Consider the following 19,722-nt stretch of genomic DNA (forward strand, 5'->3'; position numbering starts at 1 on the left):
CTCCTTGCGCTTCGTCTCGCTTGCGCATGAGCGCTACTACCTGGCGGTTGGCCATGCCAATCCACTGGTAGCCAGGGACGAGATCAGCATCGATGATCTGCGCACTCAGAAGATCATCGCCTTCAACCGGCAGAACCTGTCCTTTTCGGAACGATACTTCAATGAGAAGTTCGCCGAATACGACCTCACCGCCAACATTGCCTTCAGCTGCGATGACACCTATGCGCTGGTGTCGCTGGTCTCTGCCGGGCTAGGCATCGGCTTTGCGCCGGAGTGGACGCTTGATCTTCCCAATCGCGGCTTTGAGCTGAAGAAGGTAAGCGGGATCGACTTTAGGATCGGGCTTGGCATTGCCTGGAACAGAGAAGATCCAACCGCTGGCCGTGACGATATCGTCGACATCGCACGGTCGCTGGCAAGGGCAGGGGGACGCTCGTGACCTGCGACTGCAAGACACCGTTCGATTTTGGCGAAGAGGTGATCAGCCGTAGCAAAATCGAGCCATGACTGTTGGCTATTTCCGCTAACGTCATTTCAGTTGCACTGTACGCTCTTGCCCGCATAGCGGACGTCATCGCCATTTCAGTCCATCGTGTTCCGAAAAATCCTCCTTGATATCTGTCAAAGCGCGGCGCGAGGGACGAGCACATTTCGGCCCTCACGAGGACGTCATCGGGACGTAATCGCGACCGCTGTCGATCGTTGTGGGCCGGCCATCGAGAGACAATTCGGCGATCCGTGGCTTTGATTGAGCGATAATCTTGCCCCGGCGGATGACCCAAAGCCGTGTGGGCTTGAGCCGTAATGCCTCAATCGGGTCGGCTGCCTGCAGGACAACAAAGTCCGCGTTGCAGCCTTTCATCATGCCATAACCTTCAAGACCCATCGTCTTTGCAGAGTTCAGCGTAAGGGCGTCGAAGATCTTTTTCTTGTCAGCGATGCCGGCCATCTGCGCGACATGGATCGCCATATGTCCGACTTCCAGCATGTCGCCCGAGCCCATCGAATACCAGGGATCCATCACGCAGTCGTGCCCGAAGGAGACGTTAAGCCCGGCATCCATCAGTTCACGCACACGTGTCATGCCGCGGCGCTTGGGATATGTATCGTGCCTGCCCTGTAGCATGATGTTGATCAGTGGATTGGGGATGACATTGATTTCGGCCTCGGCCATCAGCGGGATGAGCTTTGAGACATAGTAGTTGTCCATCGAATGCATCGAGGTAAGGTGGGAACCGGCAACACGTCCCTGAAGGCCGAAACGCACAGTCTGGGCGGCAAGCGTTTCAATGTGACGCGACATCGGATCGTCCGTCTCGTCGCAATGCATGTCGACCGGAAGTCCACGATCAGCGGCGATCCTGCACAGCGCCTCGACAGACGCGCGGCCGTCTTCCATCGTTCGCTCGAAGTGCGGAATACCGCCGACAATGTCGATCCCCATGTCGAGGGCACGGTTCAGCGACTCGACGCCGGCTTCCGCCCGGTAATAGCCATCCTGCGGAAAGGCAACGAGTTGCAAGTCGATGTAGGGCTTTACCCGTTTTCGAACCTCGATCAGAGCCTCGGCGGTTACCAGACGTGGATCGGACGTATCGACGTGGCTTCTGATGGAAAGAAGGCCCTGGCTTACGGCAAGGTCGCAATAGCGCAGGGCGCGATCGACCAGCGCCTCCTGTGTCAATGACGGACGAAGCTCGCCCCAGAGCGAGATGCCTTCCAGCAGCGTGCCGGAGATGTTCATTCGCGGCAGGCCGAGTGACAGCGTGGCATCCATATGAAAATGGGGATCGACGAAGGGAGGCGTCACCAGCCGGCCCGTTGCATCGATTTCCGTGCCGGCAGAAGCCTGGATCTGATGCTCGACGGCAGCAATCTTTCCGTTCTCCACTGCAATGTCGATCCCGGTGCGGCCATCGGGGAGGTTCGCTTTCCTGATGATCAGTTCGAACATTGGGTCTCCTTTTATCGTTCGCCACGGCGATAGGATTGCATCAGGGCCTGAGGAACGCGCGCGCGGCGGGCCATGACGGCAAGCGCCAGGATCGACAGGACATAAGGCGTCATCAGAAAGATCTGGTAGGGGATACCTTGGACGACGGTCTGCAGGCGAAGCTGGAAAGCGTCGAAGAAGGCAAAGAGCAGCGCTCCGAAAAGTGCACGCCCGGGTCTCCAGGATGCAAAGACGACGAGCGCAATGCAGATCCACCCACGACCCTGGACCATGGTCGGGAAGAAGCTGTTGAAGGCTGACAGCGTCAGGAACGCGCCGCCCATGCCCATCAACGCGCTGCCGACGATCACCACACCATAGCGTATCCGGATCGGATCGACGCCCTGAGCCTCTGCCGCATGCGGGTTTTCGCCGGTCATGCGAATTGCAAGACCAAGCGGCGTGCGAAAGACGACGTAGGCAAGAAGGAGCGCAATGAGGATGGCGAGATAGGTGGGTGCTGTCTGCGTGAAAAAGGCCGGTCCAACAAATGGCACGGTGGAAAGGCCAGGGATGCTGATTGGCTGGAAGGGGACGATCGTTGGCGGTGTGCCGGCCACGGGGACAATCAGACGGAACACATAGTAACTGAAGCTTGAGGCAAACAGGGTCACGCCAAGACCTGAGACATGCTGGGACAGGCCGAGCGTAACGGTCATCGCGGCGTGCAGGAAACCAAACACCATGCCTGCCAGCGCAGCCACAAAGAGACCGGTCCAAAGGTCAGCGCCATGATAGACCGCAAGCCAGCCGATCATAGCGCCGAAGGTCATGATGCCCTCGATGCCGAGGTTGAGAACGCCGGCTCGTTCGCACAGAAGTGCGCCAAGAGTTCCAAAGATCAGAGGGGTGGCAATTCGAAGGATCGCCGCCCACAGGCCCGCCGATGAGATGATGTCGACAATAACGTTCATCGCCGGATCCTGTATTGGGTGAAGAACAGGGCAACGAGCATCGTCAGGAGCGACAGCGCTACCGTTACATCAGCGATGTAGGTTGGTATGGCGAGGCTGCGGCTCATGCCGTCGGCACCGACGAACATGGTTGCCGTGAACAGCGCCGCGAGCACGACGCCGAGTGGGTTCAGGTTGGCGAGCATCGCGACGACGATTCCTGAATAGCCGAAGCCAGGAGACAAATCCGTGGTGACGTAGCCCTTGACGCCGAGGACCTCGATTGCGCCGGCAAGTCCCGCAAGGCCCCCGGAAAGGCAGGCAACCTTGACCAGGGTCCGCGTCAGCGGCACGCCGGCAAACGCTGCACCCTGCGGACTGAGGCCAGCAGCGCGTGACTGCATGCCAAAGACCGTCCTCGTCTGCAGGAAATGGATGATGACAGCAAGGACGATCGCAATCAGGAGGCCGATATGGAGTCGCGAGCGCGCAACCAGCTTCGGCAGCATGGCATGGTCGACCACTGACTGCGACTGCGGCCACCCAAAGGCCATTGGATCCTTCAGCACACCGTTGATCAGCATGGAGACAAAAAGCAGCGCGATGAAGTTGATCAGGAGGCTGGTCACCACCTCATCAACAGAGAAGCGCAGTCTGAGCCACAGCGGGATGAGGATCAGTACCATGCCCGCAACAGCACCGATCAATAGCAAGGCGGGAATGAGGATCGGGCCCGGCAGGCCTGCCAGCATGTTGGAGCCGCAGGCGGCGACTGCGATAGCGCCGACGTAGAACTGGCCTTCCGCGCCGATATTCCAAAGCCTCGCCCGAAAGGCCGTCGCGGCGGCAAGACCGGTCAGGATAAGGGGCGTCGCCCGGGTCAAGGTCTCGGTCGCCGAGAGACGTGAGCCGAAGGCGCCAATCAGGATGCGCCGATAGGCTTCCAGGACCGGCGCGCCGGCGATTGCGATCAGAATGCCGGCAAGCAGAAGTGCTGAGACGACGGCAGCGATCGGCGAACCAACCAGGAGATAGACCGGCCGATGCTCGCGGCGTTCAAGGCGCATGTCTGGTCTCCGTAGGTGTCTCACTCCAGTCGCCCGCCATCATCAGGCCCAGGCGGCGTGCATCGACGTCGCCCGCGTCGACCGGTGGCGACAGCCTGCCATCAACAATCGCCTGGATGCGGTCAGCAAGCGCGATCACCTCATCAAGATCCTCGGAGATCAACAACACCGCAGTGCCCTGCCTGCGGGCTTCAAGGATCCGGGCGTGGACGGCGGCAACTGCGCCCTCGTCGAGACCGCGTGCCGGCTGGGCGGCGATCAAAATACGGGGACGCTGCTGCAGATTCCTGCCGAGGATGAGCTTTTGCATGTTCCCACCCGACAGGAGGCGGGTACGGCTGCGCGGCGCACCACCTCTCACGTCAAAGGCATCGATGATCTCCCGGGCAAACGTCATCCCAGCCTTGCGGTCCACCATTCCAGCCCGGGAGAAAGCGGGAAGACGCTCAAGCACGACGTTTTCCCATATCGCCATTTCGCCGATCGCCCCTTCCTTGTTTCGGTCTTCGGGAATGCGGCCGATGTCAGCTGCTACGACGTCCGCCACGTCGAGATTGCCGACATTTTTTCCGAACAGGATGAGGTCACCCGCCGTGCGAGACAGCACGCCGGACAACAAGGCTGCCAAGGGCGCCTGGCCGTTACCGGAAACGCCGATGATCCCGAGCACCTCGCCTTCGCTGAGTTGGAAGTTGATGCTCTTCAGCCTGTCAACCCCGCCAACTCTGGAGGTGATGCCAACGCCTTTGAGGACAACCGCGCCGGGTGTCGATGGTTCGCGAACGGGGCGGCTGACCCGGTGGCCCACCATCAGTTCAGCGAGTTCGGCCTTGCTGGTTTCCGACTGAAGACGCTCGGCGACCATCCTGCCGCCGCGCAGCACGACAATTCGGTCGGCCGCGGCCATGACCTCATCCAGCTTGTGGGAGATGAAGATCACCGACAATCCCTGACGGGCCATTTCCTTCAACGTCGAGAATAGCCTTTCGGCCTCGATATTGGTGAGAACGGCGGTGGGTTCGTCGAGGATCAGGATTCGAGCATCGTTGAAAAGCGCCTTGAGAAGCTCGACCCGTTGTTGTTCCCCGACCGAAAGATCACCGAGGCGCTCGTCAGGATCGACCTTGAGGCCGAAACGATCCGAAATAGAAAGGAGCTTCCTGCGCGCGGCATTTGTACTCGAGCGCAACGCCCAGAGTTTCTGCGTTCCGGTCATGATGTTCTCGATGACCGTGAGATTTGGCGCGAGCGAGAAATGCTGGTGCACCATGCCAACGCCAGCCCGGATTGCCTCGCGGGGCCTCCCCGGCGGCAGCTCACGGCCATGGATCACTATCCGGCCGGTGTCTGGCACATAGTGGCCAAAGAGAATGCTCATCAACGTCGTCTTGCCGGCGCCATTCTCGCCAAGAAGTGCGATAATTTCTCCTTCCTTCAGCGACAGCGAAATGTCGTCGTTGGCAAGGTTGTCGCCGAACCATTTTGAGACACGGGAGATTTCGAGCACGGTGGTCATGCATCAGATTCCGCGATTGGGAAGGGGTGTTGCCACCTTCCTTCGGCTTCCAGTCTGAAGGCAAGCGACAGGAGCTGCAGATCGTGGCCGATTGGCGCCATCAGCTGGATCGGTAGCGGCAGGCCGGCGGCATCTGATCCGAAAGGAAGCGTCAAGGCAGGGACTCCCGAGACATTGGCGAGTGGCGCGAGCGGCGCGAAGGCAGCCATGCGTTCGAAATGCAGCTCGATGTCGGCATGATCCGATGGGAACGAACCGACCGCAAGTGGCGCCGACGACAGCATTGGGGACAGAACGCAATCAACCCTGTCGAACAGGGCCCACATATGATGGCTGACGAGAACAGCCTTGTTCAGCGATGCCCAAAGGGCGGCGGCAGGCATCGCGCTGCCCTGTTCGGCGACTGCCCGTGTCAGGCGCTCGGCCTTTGCCATGTCGAGGGCAAGGTCCTGGACCAGGTTGAACAGGTTGACGGCGACTATGTCCTCGAAAACGCGCGCGCTGTCTCCTACGGTGGTTTCAAGATCACTCCACCGTAGACGGACGATATCGTGGCCGTCGATCTCGAGCGCAGTGGCCGCCGCCTCGACAGCATCCAGCCGGTCAGCGGCGGTTGGAAACCGCACGCCGGTATCCGTCAAGAGACCGATCTTCAGGCGGGACGAAGGGGGGGCTGTCATGGACACATCCGGAAAAGGGCCGCGTGCTTTACCGCTCAACGCTGTGAGAGCGAGCTCGGTGTCCCGGACCGAGCGCGTCACGACGAATTCGCTCGCGATGCCACCGAGATGATTACCGAACGAAGGACCCGCTGGCATGGCGCCCCGACTGGGCTTCAGGCCAACCAGGCCGCAGCAGGCGGCGGGAACCCGAATGGAGCCGCCAGCGTCGGTCGCATGTGCTGTTGAAACGATGCCGGCGGCGACAGCTGCGGCGGCACCACCCGACGAACCGCCAGCAGTTCGCGATCGGTCATGCGGATTTCGACAGACCGGACCAATCGCTGGCTCACTTGCGAGCGACAGCCCGAATTCGGGGCTCGTGGTCAGCCCAAACAGGCAAAAGCCGGCCGCGCGGAACCGCGCCGCAAGCTCGGAATCCGCATCGCCGGAGTCTCGCTTGAAAAGACGTGAACCGGCTGCAACCGGCAGTCCCTTGAACGGACCGCCAAGATCCTTGGCAAGCGTCGGCACCCCACCAAACGCACGCGCAGTAAAACGGATCGGGGCCAACCGACGCTCGTCGTCGGCCGCCTGGGCTGCCGCCATCCCCATGGTCGCATCAAGATGAGTAATGGCACCAAGACTGGAAAGGCGGGTGGCAGCGGCCAGGGACAGCCGCATCGCCTCCGTTGCGGTCAGTTGGCCGGAACGGATCAGTTCCGAAACGTCGGTGGCGTCTACTGGCCGTTTGCCGGGCATGGATCGGCCGAATTACTTGGGCTGTTCCATGTTCTGCGGCACCTCAAACTTGCCGGCCTTGATGTCGGCGCGCTTGGCTTCCATGGCCGCTTCCGCGTCTGCCGGTGCCACGCCCTTCACAAAGACGATGTCGCTTCCGCCTTCCTTCATCAGGCCGAAGGCCGTGTAGTTGCGGCCGACTGGCTTGCCCGCAGCCACATCGGCAATCGCCGCATTCAGAATGGGCCGGAATCCCCAGAGGGCATTCGCAAAGACGGTGTCGGGATAGCGCGGGGTATAGTCTATCAGTGATCCGACAGCCTTGATCTTGCGTTCCTTGGCTGCATCGGCAGTGCCGATGCGCTCGCCAAACAGTATGTCCGCACCAGCATCGATCTGGGCAAGGCCCGCCTCGCGCGCCTTCGGCGGATCGAAGAACGTCCCAATAAAGGCAACGAGATGCTTGCAGTCAGGATTGACCGATTTGACACCTTCGGCGAAGGCGTTGATCAGCATGTTGACCTCGGGAATAGGCATGGCACCGACGGAGCCGACCACGTTCGACTTGGTCATCTTGCCTGCCAACATTCCCGCGAGATAGGCGCCGTCGTAATTCCAGGTGCCGAAGACGCCGAAATTGCTGCCTTCTTCCTTGCCACTCGATCCAAGAACGAAGGCCGTGTCGGGGTAGTCGGCCGCCACCTGGCGCGCTTCCTTTTCGACAGCATAGGCTTCGCCGATGATCAACTTGTTTCCTTGCTCGGCATATTCGCGCATGGCGCGGGGATAGTCGGTCCCGGAAACGCCTTCTGAAAATACATATTCAATCACGCCTTCCTTGGCGGCGTCCTGCAAGGCCTTGTGAAGACAGGAATTCCAGGCGTTCTCGACAGGCGAGGCATGGATGCCTGCCACCTTCAATGGGGCGGCGGCGCGGGCGATCGGCGCCAACCCGCTGACGCCCAGGGCAATGCCCGAGGCCATGAGTGCGCGACGTGACATGAGAAGGTCTTTTGTCATGATTGGTCCCCCTTTTTTTTACCGTTTGGTTCAAAACCATATGGAGGGGCTAAAAAAGTGTCAAGCGAGGTCCGGGTTTAAAAAATGGGCATAGCCAATCGCCGTCCGCAACATCGTGTGTTGCCGTCGGGCTGGCGGTTCTGACCTTGCCCTGAATGAAATTCTCACAGCCATGAAATCTGGACGTGAGGTGTACCTCAGCGGGGACACTTTCTAAAGTCGCATACCTTTCCGATTGCAATCCGAGGGTGCGCGAGTTTCAATGAAGCTTGCAGTTCGACGGGAAGGGGTAACCGACAAATCCATGTGTACGCCAGGTCAAATAGATATCGTTCCTATCGCACTGGAAAACATCGAAGGTTTCCACACAGCGCTCGACGTTGTCGCACGGGAACGAAAGTATCTGACTTGGCTGGAAGCCCCTCCATTCTCAGAGCTGCGCAGCTTCGTACTCGGCATGATTGACAAGGGCAATCCGCAGTTCGTCGCCCTCGACAAGGGGCGGGTCGTCGGCTGGTGCGACATTATTCGCCATTCCCGGCCGACCCAATCGCACCGTGGATCGCTCGGAATGGGGATTATTCCCGCCTATCGCGGTAACCGACTTGGACAGCGTTTGATGGAGGCGGCTTTGAACGCAGCAAACGACGTGGGCTTAATCCGGATCGAACTGTTTGTTCATGCCGACAACGCTCGCGACCGGACTGCGCCAATTAGTCCAGCTGCCTTCATAAGCTAGCCCGGATTTGCCAACCGCATGAGTCCTGCCTCTGTCGATTTAAACCCGCAAGCACGATAGAATGAGGTCAGATGCGGTTCGAAGTCGACATGGAGCCACGTCGCCCCTCGCACTCGCGCAGCACTCGTCGCTTCCTTGACTAACATCGTCGCGATCCCCCTCCTACGCCACATTGGCCTGACACAGGTATCCAGAACAAAGGCGTGCAACCCACCATCTGTGGCGACGTTGACGAAGCCGATCAGGCTCTCGTCTTCGTAGGCTCCAACATGCGTTAAGCTGCGTGCTAAAATCTTTCGGAAATCCCTTCTGTCGTAACTGCCCCAAGCTTCCGCCCAAAGCTCGTTCAGTTCTTCGTTCGAAGGGAAGGGATCGACGTGAATAGCAATCATTCAAACTCCTCGTCGTTCATCTCGGCTTCTTCTGGGGTAAGGTCGTCTCAGGTGCGGTATCACGACTGTTTTTAGCATGGGCGGCAACATCACCGGAGCGCCGCTCTCAACTTTCTCACCGCAATCTTCTGGAACACGCCCAGCGACGGCTTCGAGCGTCACGTGACTGAAAGAGCTGGGCTGATGAAAACCAAGCAACCACGGGATTTGCGATGCCGGAAGATCGTCCTCGAGGTAGCGCATTGCCAAGTCACGCCGTAGTTGGTCCAAGATTTCGCCAAAGCTCAAGCCTTCAGCTGCCTGATGTCGGTCGGCGTGTCTGGAAAATCCCGAATAGGATATGGCCAGATTTAATGTTCGTACCCCGCCGGTCGATCCGAAGTTCCGACGCTTCGCTGACCACACGAGCATATCGTACAATACGGCGACGAGCGTCGCCAAATGAATACGACGAGGCGGCCAAGTAGTAGATCATGCCGATCTCTCGCAGATCGAGCTGTTTCGCCAGAGTGAGGCCGAGCCACTCGTCGTTGAGCACCCGAGACGCCTCACCTAGGAATTCTATCTGCGATGCGATGCTGAGGCGCTTTCGCTCGTCAAGCATTGCCTCGGTCAGGTTGGATCGTTTCAGCGGGGGCAGCGGATCGATGTTTTTCTGTCTGATCCGGGAGAGTGCCAGGCGCGAAGCCAACTCCATTGCTGTGCGCAGCAGTGAGCCTTTGAGAGGTGGATATGAGCTCTTGGGGCATCGTTCCCGCCCTTCGTGAACTGGCCAACTGCGTCCCCCTTGGTCGTCGAGCAAAATAATTCGTCGACAAACTTGCGCCACTGCTGGTCTCTGACAAACGGGTTGGACATCGCTGCCACCGCGACACACGCAGTATGCGACGTATGGCAGCTCAGCGCAAATCTTTGTCTGCGCATGGCAAGCCGAGCACCTCGCCAATTCTGTATATCGTCAGCGAAAAGTAGGCAGTGCGCCTCAACCGCATTTCAGCGACGAAATTACATACCGACAATGTGAACAAGTTACGAACGGCTACGCATAAACCAACGTAGCTTATGGGGTTTTTGAGGGCAGAGATGAAAACAGCCAAACACCCACCTGCCTTGCAGGTGGTGACGAAAGAAGCCAGACGCGCCGTGCGACCGCTGATCGTGTTCACCGCCGGGATCAACATACTGATGTTGACCGGGACGATCTACATGCTCCAAGTCTACCACCGGGTGCTATCAAGCCACAGCGTGGAAACGTTGTTGATGCTGTCGCTGATGGCCACTTGTGCGCTTGTGACGATGGCGGGTCTGGACGTGGTGCGATCCAGAATGCTGGCCACGATCGGCGCGTGGATGAACGCGCGGTTGGCACCGGTGTTGCTGACGGCATCAGTTGAGCTGTCCGCCGTGTCTCCCGGTCAGGGGAACGGTCGCGCACTGCGGGATCTCGACCAAGTCAAGAATTTCTTCACCAGCCCGAGTATCTACCCGATCCTCGACGCGCCGTGGGCACCACTGTTCTTCGCCGCGATCTTCCTGATGCACCCGTGGCTGGGTTGGTTGGCGCTGACCGGCGGTGTCGGGCTGTTCGCACTGGCATTCCTGAACGAGTGGGTAACCCGCAAGCCCCTGACAGACGCCGGTAACGCACAAGCCAGAGCACACCAACAGGCCGAGGCCGCGATCCGGAACGCCGAAGTCGTACAGGCAATGGGCATGATGAAGCCATTGCTCGAAGTCTGGCGGGCCCAACAGGACAAGGCGAGCAACGAGCAGACAACAGCCACCAACAGGGGCAGCACGATCTCAGCCATCGCGAAATGCTACAGGATGGCTCTCCAGATGGGTGTACTCGGTATCGGTGCTTATCTCGTGCTTCGGAACGAGGCTTCGCCCGGTATCATGATCTCGGCCTCAATCTTGATGGGTCGTGCGCTGGCCCCGGTGGAACAAGCGATCGGGACGTGGAAGGCGACGATCGGGGCACGTGCTGCTTACAAGCGTCTCGTGGCAATCGCTGGGAACCGCCAGGAAGACGTCCCAGTTTTCCCGATGCCGCGACCGACCGGCAGATTCACTGCAGAGAACATCACGCTAGCCAGAAAGGACGGTGAGCCGATCCTGAGAGGCATCAGCTTCCAACTCAGACCCGGTGAGGTACTGGCGATGATCGGCCCGAGTGCATCTGGCAAAACGAGTCTGGCGAGAATACTGGCTGGTGCTTGGCGACCGACCGGCGGGCGGGCGTTACTTGACGGCATGAACGTCGCCGAGTGGGCAGCTGAGGACCGGGGTCTCCACGTCGGGTACCTGCCGCAGGACATCGAGTTGTTCGCCGGTACGGTGGCCGAGAACATCGCCCGGTTTACCAAACTGAACCACACGGTCTTTGACAAGGTCGTCAAGGCCGCGCAGACGGCGGGCGTCCACGAACTGATCAAGGGATTGCCGAAGGGCTACGACACCGAGATCGGCGAGGCAGGTGCGTCACTATCCGGTGGGCAACGCCAGCGAATCGGGTTGGCACGGGCATTCTTCGGCAACCCCGCACTGCTGATACTGGACGAACCGAATTCCAATCTGGACAAGGATGGTGAGGACGCTTTGGCGGAGGCCATCAGCGCAGCCAAGCACACCGGTATGAGCGTCATCCTGATCGCCCACCGACCAAGCATCATGGAGCAGGTGGACAAGGTGCTGGTGCTGAACCGAGGTCAACAGGACCTGTTCGGCCCGCGTGACGCAGTGTTTGCCGAGATAGCGAGCCGCAATCGTAAAGTGGCCCAGATGCCGAAGGTAGCGCAGATGGTGGTCAAGGAAAAAATGACAGAGGTGAAAGAAGCATGAGCCGCCAGAACATCATACCTCTACCCGGTATCCAGATGCCCACGTCGGAACATCGACCACTGCGCATCAAGGGCGTGACCTACGCCGGCGTGGCGATAATGGCCCTGTTCTTCGGCGTGGCCGGTGGTTGGGCGGCGTTGGCCCCACTGGACAGTGCCGCCGTCGCCGGGGGCGTGATCAAGGTCGCCGGTGACCGGAAACAGGTCCAGCATCTCGAGGGCGGCATCATCAAGGAACTGGACGCTACCAACGGCCTCATCGTCAAGGCAGGTGACGTCCTGGTCAGATTGGACAGCACTCAGGCAAAATCACAGTTGGACCTGATCCAGAGCCGTATCGTCACCCGCGAGGCTCTGGCCGCACGGCTACGAGCCGAGCGGGACGACAAGAGCGAGGTCGAGTTCGGCCCGGTACTGCTGGCAAACCCGTCGGCAGCTGCCAAGGAGGCGATTATCACGCAGCGGGACTTGTTCAACGCGAAGTACCACAACCTGAAGGACGAGCGGGAAATTCTCACCCAGCGCCGCCAGCAGAGCGAGGACGAAATTGCCGGACTGAAGAACCTCATTGCGACCGAGGACAAGCAGATCGCAGACATCGACAAAGAGGCGAACGACCTCGACGTCTTGCTCCAGAAGGGTCTGACAACCCGGGAGCGGGGTTTGTTGCTCAGACGCCAGCAGCACGAATACGAGGGTGAGCGGGCGACGAACACAGCATCAGTCGCCCGCGCCAAGAGCGCCATGGCCGAGATCCAAATGCAGATCTTGAACCTCGACACCAAGCGGCTGAACGACGCCGTCGATGAGTTGAGCAAGACCGAGGCGGAGTTGTCCGATCTCCGTCAACAGGAGCGTGCTGCCAGGGACGTGCTTGCCCGCACCAACATCACCGCACCGGTGGACGGTATCGTCATGGACCTGAAAGTACACACGACTGGCGGCGTCGTGAAGCCCGGTGAGACGTTGTTGACGGTCGTGCCTCTTGACGAACAATTGGTGGTCGAGGCCATGGTGAAGCCCGAGGACGTCGAGACGATCGCGCCAGGCCAGACGGCACACGTGAACTTCCCGGCGTTCGCCCGATACAACCTACCCCCGCTCGACGGTGTCGTGGACACCCTATCAGCTGACAGACTTGTGGAAGAGCGGACAGGCGCGCCCTACTTCGCCGCAACCATCCTGATCAACAGGAGCGAACTCACCAAGCTGGAGGGGCGCAAGTTGCTGCCGGGTATGACGAGCGAGGCGATGATCCGGACGGGGAGCCGGACCGTGCTGGAATACCTCTCGGAGCCGATCACCCAGAACTTCCGCCGGTCCCTGCGGGAAAAATAAATCAAAGATGCGGGGCAACAAAACGCCAACAATGTGAACACGTTATTCCGTGCCCCGAACAACGCCAACGAGGGTCTTTAGGGGGATCTCACAAATTCACAGACACCAACCCTGTCGCGAAGGGGGCGGCGGCGGGATTGGTTTGTCCACAAACAGCCTTATCCGGAAACAGAGAGTAGAGTACAATGGCTCAATCGCCATCATCCCCGTCGGCAACGACGAACAACGCCGCGAAGGACGACGTCGTCGGCCTGAACGGCGACCTCACCTTCACCATCGCGGACCTGCTGGCTAACGACGCCGGCGGTGCGGCGAAGAACGACGTCAGCAAGCAGTTTTTCTTCGGGAACATTGCTGACTACGCCGCTAACCAGATCGTTAAAGGCATCCCGACCGTCGCCGCGCAGAGGGCTTATCTGCTGGCGCACCACATCGAGAGCAACGCCGCTTTCACCGAGTTCACCATCAAGAACGACGCTACCGATATCCAGTATATGGTCCAGATGGGCAACAAGGGTACGTGGTCACAGGCCGACGTGGACGTGAGGCACGCACCGACGGCCGAAGCTTTTACGAACACCGTGGAAGAGGACAAGAGCATCTCCGGTAACGTCAAGGGCGCGGACATCGACGGCGACAGCCTTACCTACTCGCTCAAGGGTACGGCCCCGGCTGGCCTTACCTTCAACTCGGACGGTTCTTACACGTTCGATGCTGCCGGTGCTGAGTTCCAGAAGCTGGCCGCCGGCGAGCAGAAGGCAATCCAAGTCGAGTACGTCGTGAACGACGGTCACGGTGGTACCGCTACCTCGACGTTGACCATCACGGTCACCGGCATGAACGACGCTGCCAAGATCAGCGGTGAAGTCGGGGGTGATTTCGACGAGACGAACGAAGCACAGGTGTACACCGGAAAACTTGAGGTCACCGACGCGGATCACGATCAGGCGACGTTCCAGCAGCAGACCGACGTGGCCGGTAAATACGGTTCGTTCTCGATCGAGGCGGATGGTTCATGGAACTACACCATGAACGACGCCCACAACGAGTTCAAGCAGGGCACCGACTACACCGACAGCATCACGGTGAATACCGCCGACGGGACCGCGCAGGTTATCTCAGTGACCATCCACGGGGCGAACGACGCGCCGGTGTTGACCGGTACGCCGGCGACGCTCACGGCCGGTACCGAGGACACGAGCTACACGATCAGCAAGGCCGATCTTCTGGCCGGCTACACCGATGTGGAGAACGACGCGCTCTCGGTCTCGGGGCTGTCCTCGAATGACGGCACCTGGGCCAAAAACGCCGACGACAGCTGGACCTTCAAGCCGGCCGCCAACTTCAACGGTCAGGTCAACCTCAGCTACCATGTCACCGACGGTAACGGCGGCGACGTCACAGCCAGCCAGACGTTATCGCTGGCGGCGGTCAACGACGCGCCGGTGTTGACCGGTACGCCGGCGACGCTCGCGGCCGGTACCGAGGACACGAGCTACACGATCAGCAAGGCCGATCTTCTGGCCGGCTACACCGATGTGGAGAACGACGCGCTCTCGGTCTCGGGGCTGTCCTCGAATGACGGCACCTGGGCCAAAAACGCCGACGACAGCTGGACCTTCAAGCCGGCCGCCAACTTCAACGGTCAGGTCAACCTCAGCTACCACGTCACCGACGGTAACGGCGGCGACGTCACGGCCAGCCAGACGTTATCGCTGGCGGCGGTCAACGACGCGCCGACCGCGGTAGTATTGTCGAACACGGTGATATCGACCTCCGAGAATGGGGGCTCGATCAAGGTTGCCGATATTGCAGTGACGGACGTCGATTCGGGCACCAATGTGCTGTCGCTGTCGGGGGTGGATGCGGCCTCGTTCTCGATCGTGGACGGAGCGGGTGGCGGCAAGGAGCTGCACTTCAACGGCGGTGCGAACTTCGAAACCAAGGCGGGCTACGACGTCATGGTGAACGTCAATGACGCAAGCGTCGGCGGCAATCCGGACGCCTCGCAGAACTTCCATCTCGCCATCACCGACGTGAACGAGGCACCGAGCGTGGCGCTGGCGAACACGCTGACGTCGACGGCGGAGAACGGCGGCGAGATCAAGGTTGCCGACATCGTTGTCTCCGACGACGCGCTGGGCACCAACGTAGTGTCACTGTCGGGCACCGACGCTGCGGCGTTTAAGATCGTCGGCACCGAGTTGCACTTCATCGGCGGCGCGGACTTCGAGACGCAGAAAAGCTACGACGTGACGGTGAACGTCAATGACGCAAGCGTCGGCGGCAATCCGGACGCCTCGCAGACCTTCCATCTCGCAATCACCGACGTGGTCGAAGCCGATAGCGACACCACAAATGACTATGACGTCCACGACGTCAATGGCAACCTACAAGTAACGTCGGGCGGTGCCACCGGCAACGGTCACACCTTCAATGGAAGCCAACAAGCCGATACAATCGTTGCCACTAACGACCCCATAAACGGCGATCAGGTCAACGCTAAAGATGGCGGCGACACCCTGTACGGCCGTGGCGGAAACGACGATCTGGGTCAAAATGGAAACGATACGATCTATGGGGGATCAGGCGACGACAACATCACCGGCGGTAACGGTGCGGATCACCTCTGGGGCGGCTCCGGCAACGACAAGTTCGTGTTTACGACTGCAGACGATAGCTTGTTCAACGCTCCCGACACGATCCACGACTTCCACCATGGGTTCGATAAAATCGACGTGCACTCGATCAACTCGGGTGGCGGAGGTACTGGTGACTTCACATTCGGTGGCACCGTGGCCACCGCGCACGGCGTCTGGTTCACTGAAGGTGGCGGGAACACGACCGTTCACTTCGATACCAACGGCAATACGGGCAACGACGAAATGACGATCACCCTGACAGGTACCGGCCTGGGCTTGACCGCTTCGGATTTCATCCTCTGAGGTGCGATCCTTCTCGCGAGCGAATTGGGAGCGGGCCTTTCGGCCCGCTCTTCGACCGTACGCCAACGGTGCCGGTGTCGCGGTCCAGTTCGCCCAGCTTCATGCCGGGACGGCGCTAACAGCCGCTGATTTCATCATCGCTTGATAACAGCGGACGGGAGGGAAACGTCCCGTCCGTCTACCGACCCGTCGTGAACAGGGCGACGACGGGACCCGGAACACACATAGCCTCCAGTAACTGGAAACGCAAAAAATGGGTACTTCTACAACATCAAACTCCGCACAGAATTCGGGCGCGGCCAAGGACGACGTCGTCGGCTTGAACGGGGACTATGACTTCACCATCGCCGATCTGCTCAAGAACGACCCCGGCGGGGCCGCCAAGGTTGACGTCACCAAGCAGTTTTTCTTCGGCAACATCACCGACTACGCCGGTGGCAAATATGGTGCCGTTGCCAATGGCATCCCGACCCTCGACGCGCAGAAGGCTTACCTGCTCGATCACGGGATCACCGTAAAGATCGACCCGGTCACTCACAATTGGATGTCGTTTGACATCGGTGAACACGGTCAGGACTTCGACTACATGGTCCAAATCGGTAACAAGGGTACATGGTCCTCGGCTCACGTGGATGTTGTTGGTACGCCGCCCCCGCCAGCCCCGGTCGTGATTAACGACGCACCGGTTGCGGTGGGCGAGAGCGCGGCGGTTGCCGAAGACGCATCCATCACCGTGTCGGCGATCAACGGTGTGTTGGCGAACGATTCAGATTCGGACGTCGGCCAGACGTTGAAAGTGCTGAAAGTCGGGACCGCCGATGTCACCGACGCGGGCACCCTTATCCAGGGTGTCTACGGTGATCTCACGATCAAGTCGGACGGCAGTTACAGTTACGTCGCCAATCACGCGACGGCGCTGGCGGAAGGTGAGCCCGCTACCGATACGTTCAACTACACCGTGACCGACCAGCACGGCGGCACCAGCACGGCCACGCTGACGTTAAACATCACTGGTGTCAACGACGTCGCGAAATTATCGGCCGACGTGGTGCACCTGACCGAGGGTGACACGATAGCCGACATCTCGGCTCACGGTCAGTTGACCGCCACCGACCCGGACGCTGGTCAGGATACGTTCAAGCCACAGACCAACTTTGCCGGTGAATACGGTCACTTCTCGATTGGTACCGACGGTAAGTGGACTTACACCGCCGACAGCGCCCACAACGAGTTCGTGAAGGACCAGCACTACACCGACACGTTCAAAGTGTTCAGCGTCGACGGCACCGAGACTTCGGTCAGTATCGACATCGCCGGCACGGACGAGAAGCCGGTTTGCTCTCCACACGCCGGTAACGTGATCGCCTCGTGGACTTTCGAGGACACCATCGTAACCGACCCGCGCGGTTATCAGCAAACGTCTGCACCGACCGGTTGGTTCAACGTTGCCGATTACGCTGAAAGCCAAGGCCTCGGCACTTATGCGAAGTCGATGGAAGTTGTGGACGGCACGAACGGTCCTCAGACGGGATTTGGTGCTGGTGAGCATCAATGGCTCGACACTGCGGCATCGCCAGGTAACATCTGGATACAGCTGAGCGAGTCCAACAGGACCACCAATATAGAGCACGACGCTCAGTTGTCGTTCTCGATCGCCAAACAAGATCTCGGCATCGATGGTCACACGGATCCGAACGCGGTGGTTGAGTTTTGGTGGAACTACGAACTCGTGAAGACGGTTAAAGCCTCGGACCTGGCCACCGCCAATGAGTTCTACAAGTTCGACGTCACTGTGCATGCCAATGACAGCTTGGCCACCGATCAGTTGTTCATCAAGTCGAGCGGCCAGGACGCTGCCTATCAAGGCTTGGCCATTGATCACGTCGTTCTGAACGACTGGGTCTCTGACTGCCGCGAACACCTGAGCGGAAACGAACTGGTCAAGAACTGGAACTTCGAGCAGGATAACGCCAACAACGAACACGGCTTTATCAATCTCAACTCCATCGCAGGATGGAACAACGAAGCCGGAACTTCGCAGCCAATGCAGGTGCAGCACGAGAAGTTCGGTTTTGTCACCGGCTTCGCCGCCAACGAACACCAGTGGCTCGACACGTCGGCATCGCCGGGTAACATCAAGATCGGTCAGGACCTTGACCTCGGAACGGGTCAGCGGGCACAGTTGACTGTCTCCGTCGCCGCCGAGAACATCGTTTTCACCAACAGCGTGGGTACCAACACGTACCAGCCCGACGCAGATGACCATCTCCTGTTCAGGTTCAACGGCCAGGTGGTCAAAGATATCAGCTTGGCTGACTTCACGGACGCGGGCGGTCAGGTCGATTGGAACAAGTTCCACGATTTTAAGGTTGATGTCGCCGGTCAGGACGGCGCAGATCACCTGACGATCGAGTCGACCGGCATGACGGATTGCACGGACGCGAACGGAGTTAGGCACGGCTACGCCGGCTTCGCCGTCGACCACGTGTCGATCCAGGAATGGGTCATCTGATCTGGCAGAATCAGGGCAAGGGGACTACCGCCTCGCCGCTCTTGATGACAGGAGGCTCCGACAATAGTTGGGGCCAGACTCTCTGCCTGTATGTCGGTGCGGCAACCACGGAGCAGTGCATTGCCACGATCCTGTGCGGTTTCGCGATCATGGCTGCTTTCCGCCGCTTGCTCGAAGGATGCCTACTCCGGGGTTCCGCCCATTCCATATCCGGGATCAATCAGCTGGCTCTCCGGGATGCAAGGTATTGGCGTCCAAGAGCAAGTCCCAGGACTGGTTCCCCCTGAGTCATGGGCACGTCGGCCATGACGCGAGACCTTTCACCTTTGGCGTTTTCGGGCTGCGCGAGCGCATCTGTTCGGCGGTTTTTGGTATCCTGAGGGTCTTATCAGGCTTGTCGCCGTTGCTGCTGGCGGCGAGCGCGGGTGCGTCAGCGGGATGGTGGGCCCGGAGGAACTCGAACCCCAAACCAAGCGGTTATGAGCTGCTTGTTCGGTTCGGCTCAAGTCCATCAGTCGCTTCGAGGGCAAATCACTTATTTCGTTGGGCGCCCGCGACGCAAATTTTGCGGCGGTCGCTCACCGTCGGTCGGTTCGAGCAATAGCTCGAAAACCTTGCATTGCAATATCGAGGCAATCTTTCCTAAAGAGTCGACTCCAAGGTTCACTTGCTTTCTCTCGAGTTGAGAGATTGATACACGCTCCAATCCGGCTTCGAGCGCAAGCCGCTCTTGTGAGAGGCCTCGACGAACACGAAGTTTCTTAACATTCCAAGCGAGTAGATCACGTGGCGACATCCGCGCACCTGATCATTCTGTTGTGAATAAAATAACTGGCTATTCTATACGAAAAACGGTAGTCTCACCATGGTCGCGTGGCGAGCAAAGGAACGAACTTCATGGAATTACGCCAACTTTCCTATTTCAAAGCGGTGGCCGAGGAACTGCACTTCGGCCGGGCGGCAGCGAGGATGTGCATTGCCCAGCCGGCGCTCAGCAATCATGTGATGTCGCTGGAAAGGGAGCTTGGCTGTCCGCTGTTCATCCGCTCGACGAGAAGGGTGGA

Annotated in this window: 16 protein-coding genes; 7 read left to right on the forward strand and 9 right to left on the reverse strand. The window is 59.5% G+C overall.

Going from position 1 to position 19,722, the window contains the following annotated elements; all coding sequences use genetic code 11:
• A partial coding sequence (locus tag C934_RS0130300) for a LysR substrate-binding domain-containing protein (RefSeq protein WP_018860267.1) occupies positions 1 to 439 on the forward strand: 439 nt, incomplete at its 5' end.
• A gap of 219 nt (positions 440 to 658) precedes the next feature.
• On the opposite strand, the gene C934_RS0130305 is transcribed toward C934_RS0130300, so the two are convergent.
• Genes C934_RS0130305 through C934_RS0130330 form a run of 6 tightly spaced genes read right to left on the reverse strand, consistent with a single transcriptional unit; the run spans position 659 to position 7,889 of the window.
• Positions 659 to 1,954: an amidohydrolase family protein gene (locus C934_RS0130305; protein WP_018860268.1), complete on the reverse strand. Its 1,296-nt coding sequence runs from the start codon at positions 1,952 to 1,954 to the stop codon at positions 659 to 661.
• Between the two features lie 11 nt (positions 1,955 to 1,965).
• Positions 1,966 to 2,907: an ABC transporter permease gene (locus tag C934_RS0130310; RefSeq protein WP_018860269.1), complete on the reverse strand. Its 942-nt coding sequence runs from the start codon at positions 2,905 to 2,907 to the stop codon at positions 1,966 to 1,968.
• Positions 2,904 to 3,953, reverse strand: a complete 1,050-nt coding sequence (locus C934_RS0130315) for an ABC transporter permease (RefSeq protein WP_018860270.1) — start codon at positions 3,951 to 3,953, stop codon at positions 2,904 to 2,906. Before C934_RS0130315 ends, C934_RS0130310 begins: the two co-directional genes overlap by 4 nt.
• A complete protein-coding gene (locus C934_RS0130320; RefSeq protein WP_018860271.1) occupies positions 3,943 to 5,469 on the reverse strand; it encodes an ABC transporter ATP-binding protein in 1,527 nt (508 codons plus the stop codon). Before C934_RS0130320 ends, C934_RS0130315 begins: the two co-directional genes overlap by 11 nt.
• Positions 5,466 to 6,890 carry an amidase gene (locus C934_RS0130325; protein WP_018860272.1) on the reverse strand — a complete coding sequence of 475 codons (1,425 nt, stop codon included), beginning with the start codon at positions 6,888 to 6,890 and terminating at the stop codon, positions 5,466 to 5,468. The genes C934_RS0130320 and C934_RS0130325 overlap by 4 nt, the downstream gene beginning before the upstream one ends.
• A gap of 12 nt (positions 6,891 to 6,902) precedes the next feature.
• Positions 6,903 to 7,889, reverse strand: a complete 987-nt coding sequence (locus C934_RS0130330; RefSeq protein WP_018860273.1) for a BMP family protein — start codon at positions 7,887 to 7,889, stop codon at positions 6,903 to 6,905.
• A 262-nt stretch (positions 7,890 to 8,151) separates the two neighbouring features.
• Between C934_RS0130330 and C934_RS33015 the strand changes: the two genes are divergently transcribed.
• A complete protein-coding gene (locus C934_RS33015; protein ID WP_245268054.1) occupies positions 8,152 to 8,628 on the forward strand; it encodes a GNAT family N-acetyltransferase in 477 nt (158 codons plus the stop codon).
• Here the strand turns inward: C934_RS33015 and C934_RS0130340 are convergent.
• Together C934_RS0130340 and C934_RS0130345 are read right to left on the reverse strand one after the other, a co-directional pair.
• The gene (locus C934_RS0130340) at positions 8,625 to 9,020 is read right to left on the reverse strand and encodes a GNAT family N-acetyltransferase (RefSeq protein WP_018860275.1); all 396 of its coding nucleotides are present in this window, start codon (positions 9,018 to 9,020) and stop codon (positions 8,625 to 8,627) included. The genes C934_RS33015 and C934_RS0130340 overlap by 4 nt on opposite strands.
• Before the next feature lie 292 nt (positions 9,021 to 9,312).
• A complete protein-coding gene (locus C934_RS0130345) occupies positions 9,313 to 9,822 on the reverse strand; it encodes an AraC family transcriptional regulator ligand-binding domain-containing protein (protein ID WP_156828832.1) in 510 nt (169 codons plus the stop codon).
• 281 nt (positions 9,823 to 10,103) lie between these two features.
• Between C934_RS0130345 and C934_RS0130350 the strand changes: the two genes are divergently transcribed.
• The 4 genes from C934_RS0130350 to C934_RS0130365 all read left to right on the forward strand — a co-directional run bounded on the left by C934_RS0130350 (position 10,104) and on the right by C934_RS0130365 (position 18,658).
• Positions 10,104 to 11,864, forward strand: coding sequence for a type I secretion system permease/ATPase (locus C934_RS0130350; protein WP_018860276.1), 1,761 nt, complete (start codon positions 10,104 to 10,106; stop codon positions 11,862 to 11,864).
• Positions 11,861 to 13,201: an HlyD family type I secretion periplasmic adaptor subunit gene (locus C934_RS0130355; protein ID WP_018860277.1), complete on the forward strand. Its 1,341-nt coding sequence runs from the start codon at positions 11,861 to 11,863 to the stop codon at positions 13,199 to 13,201. The genes C934_RS0130350 and C934_RS0130355 overlap by 4 nt, the downstream gene beginning before the upstream one ends.
• Before the next feature lie 185 nt (positions 13,202 to 13,386).
• Positions 13,387 to 16,146, forward strand: coding sequence for a cadherin-like domain-containing protein (locus tag C934_RS0130360; RefSeq protein ID WP_018860278.1), 2,760 nt, complete (start codon positions 13,387 to 13,389; stop codon positions 16,144 to 16,146).
• Positions 16,147 to 16,399: 253 nt separating this feature from the next.
• Positions 16,400 to 18,658: a VCBS domain-containing protein gene (locus C934_RS0130365; protein WP_018860279.1), complete on the forward strand. Its 2,259-nt coding sequence runs from the start codon at positions 16,400 to 16,402 to the stop codon at positions 18,656 to 18,658.
• A gap of 535 nt (positions 18,659 to 19,193) precedes the next feature.
• On the opposite strand, the gene C934_RS34395 is transcribed toward C934_RS0130365, so the two are convergent.
• On the reverse strand, positions 19,194 to 19,454 hold the full coding sequence (locus C934_RS34395) for a helix-turn-helix domain-containing protein (protein WP_083929942.1): 261 nt from the start codon (positions 19,452 to 19,454) through the stop codon (positions 19,194 to 19,196).
• Positions 19,455 to 19,555: 101 nt separating this feature from the next.
• On the opposite strand from C934_RS34395, the gene C934_RS33020 reads away from it, so the two are divergent.
• On the forward strand, positions 19,556 to 19,722 hold a 167-nt coding region (locus C934_RS33020; RefSeq protein WP_037090714.1), incomplete at its 3' end, for a LysR family transcriptional regulator.

This window comes from Rhizobium sp. 42MFCr.1 (assembly GCF_000377185.1).
Classification (GTDB): domain Bacteria; phylum Pseudomonadota; class Alphaproteobacteria; order Rhizobiales; family Rhizobiaceae; genus Rhizobium; species Rhizobium altiplani.